Genomic DNA, 1,898 nt, shown 5'->3' with positions numbered 1-1,898 from the left:
GCGCCGCGCGCCAGGCGGAGGGCAGCGCGCGTTCGTGGTCGTGCGCGCGGGCCCAGTGCATCGTGATCTCGACGGCGGGGCGGCCGGCCAGGCTCAGGGACGGATCGGCCTCCAGCGCCTCGGCGAACCGGCGGTGCGCGCGGCCGTGCTCGCCGGGCAGGAGCTCGTCGTGGATCGCCTCCCAGATCAGCGCGTGCCGGAAGGCGTACGCCTGCGCGTCGGCGACGAGGACGTTCACGTCGACCGCGGGCCGCAGCGCCGACGACAGGGCCGCGTCGTCCAGACCCGAGACCGCGGCGAGCAGCGTGTGCCTGAACCGCACGCCGCCGGTGCTGGCGAGGCGCAGCAGGTCCTGGGTGTCCTCGGGCAGCCGGTTGACGTCGGCCAGGACGAGGTCGCGCACGGACTGGGGCATCCCGCACGCGGGGTCCTCGGCGGTGGCCTCGACGAGCAGCGGAATGCCGGAGCTGCGTTCGTGGACCATGTCGACGACCTTGGGCTCCGGCGCGTGGCCGAGGATGCCGGCGAGCTGGGCGGCCGTCTCGGCCCGGGTCAGGCGGGGCAGGTCGATCCGTATGACGCCTTCGATCCGTTCGAGCTCGGCGATCACCGGCCGCATCGGATGGCCGCGATGAAGCTCGTCGGAGCGGAACGTGACGATCACCAGGACGGCCGTGTGCAGCAGGTTGCGGAGGAGGAAGGCCAGCAGGTCACGGGTTGACCGGTCCGCCCAGTGCGCGTCCTCGATCACGAGGATGAGGGGGCGGCGCTCGGCCAGGCGTTCGAGCAGCACGAGCATCTGCTCGAACAGGCGGGCCCGCGCGCTGTCCGGGTCGCGGTCGGCGGGCGGTTCGCCGAACTCCGGGAGCAGCCGGGCCAGGTCGCGCGCGCCGGCACGCGGCATCAGCGCGGCGATCTCCTCGGCACCGGCCTCCCGTACGAGCTGGCGCAGCGCCGCGGTGAACGGCGCGTACGGGAAGCCGGCCGTGCTGAGCTCGAGGCAGCCGCCGACGAGGACGTGCGCGTCGCCCCGCACGCGGTCGGTGAACTCGCCGACCAGGCGGGTCTTGCCGCCGCCGGCCTCGGCGCCGGGCAGGACGGCGTCGGGAGTGCCGGCGCGGGCGCGTTCGAAGGCGTCGGCCAGCGTCGCGAGCTCGGTCTCCCGGCCCACGAAGGCGGGACTCACCTCATGTGCGCGCACGCCCTCCAGGATGCCAGCCATGACGGCGTTTATGCCGTCTTGGTAACCCAGGCGGGACGTAGCCGGGGATAACGGGACAGGATGCGGGGACGGCGGCGTACGCCGCCGCGCCACCGCCGGGCCGCGGCCTTCCGGTGGGCGTCCTGGACACGCGCGGTCATCAGGGCCCGGGCGATCTCGGGATGCATTGGTGTCCTCCTGGTCTCTACTCCGACACCATCCACACTCGCCGTAAGGCGTACACCCCCACATCCGGCGTGTGCCCTATTCGCGCTGCTCAGCGAGGCATGCGACCCCTAAGCACTCCTCACGGATGAGGAGGCACGAGACGCGGTTCCGGTGCGTTCCACGCCGGGCAGGCCGCTGATCCTCGAACCCGCCTGACCGCCCGGCGTCAGACCAGGCCCATCCGGTGGGCGGTGGCGGCGGCCTCGCCGCGGCTGGCCACCTCGAGCTTGGCCAGGATGTTCGACACGTGCACGCTGGCGGTCTTGGCGGAGATGAACAGCTCTCCGGCGATCTCACGGTTGCTGCGGCCGTCGGCGACGAGCCGCAGCACCTCCAGCTCGCGCGGGGTCAGGCCGAGGGAATGGCCACCGGTCCGGCCCCCGAGCGGCACGCGGGCCCGGCGGGCGGACGCCTCGATCCGCTCGCGCAGCGGTCTGGCGCCGAGGCAGTCGGCGAGTTCGGCGGCGCG

At 73.7% G+C, this 1,898-nt stretch carries 3 protein-coding genes; all 3 read right to left on the bottom strand.

Annotated elements, in window-relative coordinates; genetic code table 11:
- The coding region (locus ACFFNX_RS48840) for an ATP-binding protein (RefSeq protein WP_378213291.1) at window positions 1–1,222 on the bottom strand (1,222 nt) is incomplete at its 3' end.
- Between the two features lie 8 nt (window positions 1,223–1,230).
- Complete coding sequence (locus ACFFNX_RS48835; RefSeq protein ID WP_378213290.1) at window positions 1,231–1,389, bottom strand: hypothetical protein; 159 nt, start codon at window positions 1,387–1,389, stop codon at window positions 1,231–1,233.
- Window positions 1,390–1,595: 206 nt separating this feature from the next.
- A partial coding sequence (locus ACFFNX_RS48830; protein ID WP_378213289.1) for a helix-turn-helix domain-containing protein occupies window positions 1,596–1,898 on the bottom strand: 303 nt, incomplete at its 5' end.

This window comes from Actinoallomurus acaciae (genome assembly GCF_042429965.1).
Taxonomy (GTDB): Bacteria; Actinomycetota; Actinomycetes; order Streptosporangiales; family Streptosporangiaceae; genus Actinoallomurus; species Actinoallomurus acaciae.
Note: the sequence above shows the minus strand (reverse complement) of the source record. Positions and strands in the feature narration are given on the sequence as shown.

Bases quoted from the DNA above. Each gene is read 5' to 3' on its own strand.
- ACFFNX_RS48835 (WP_378213290.1), bottom strand. From the start codon at position 1,389: ATGCATCCCGAGATCGCCCGGGCCCTGATGACCGCGCGTGTCCAGGAC.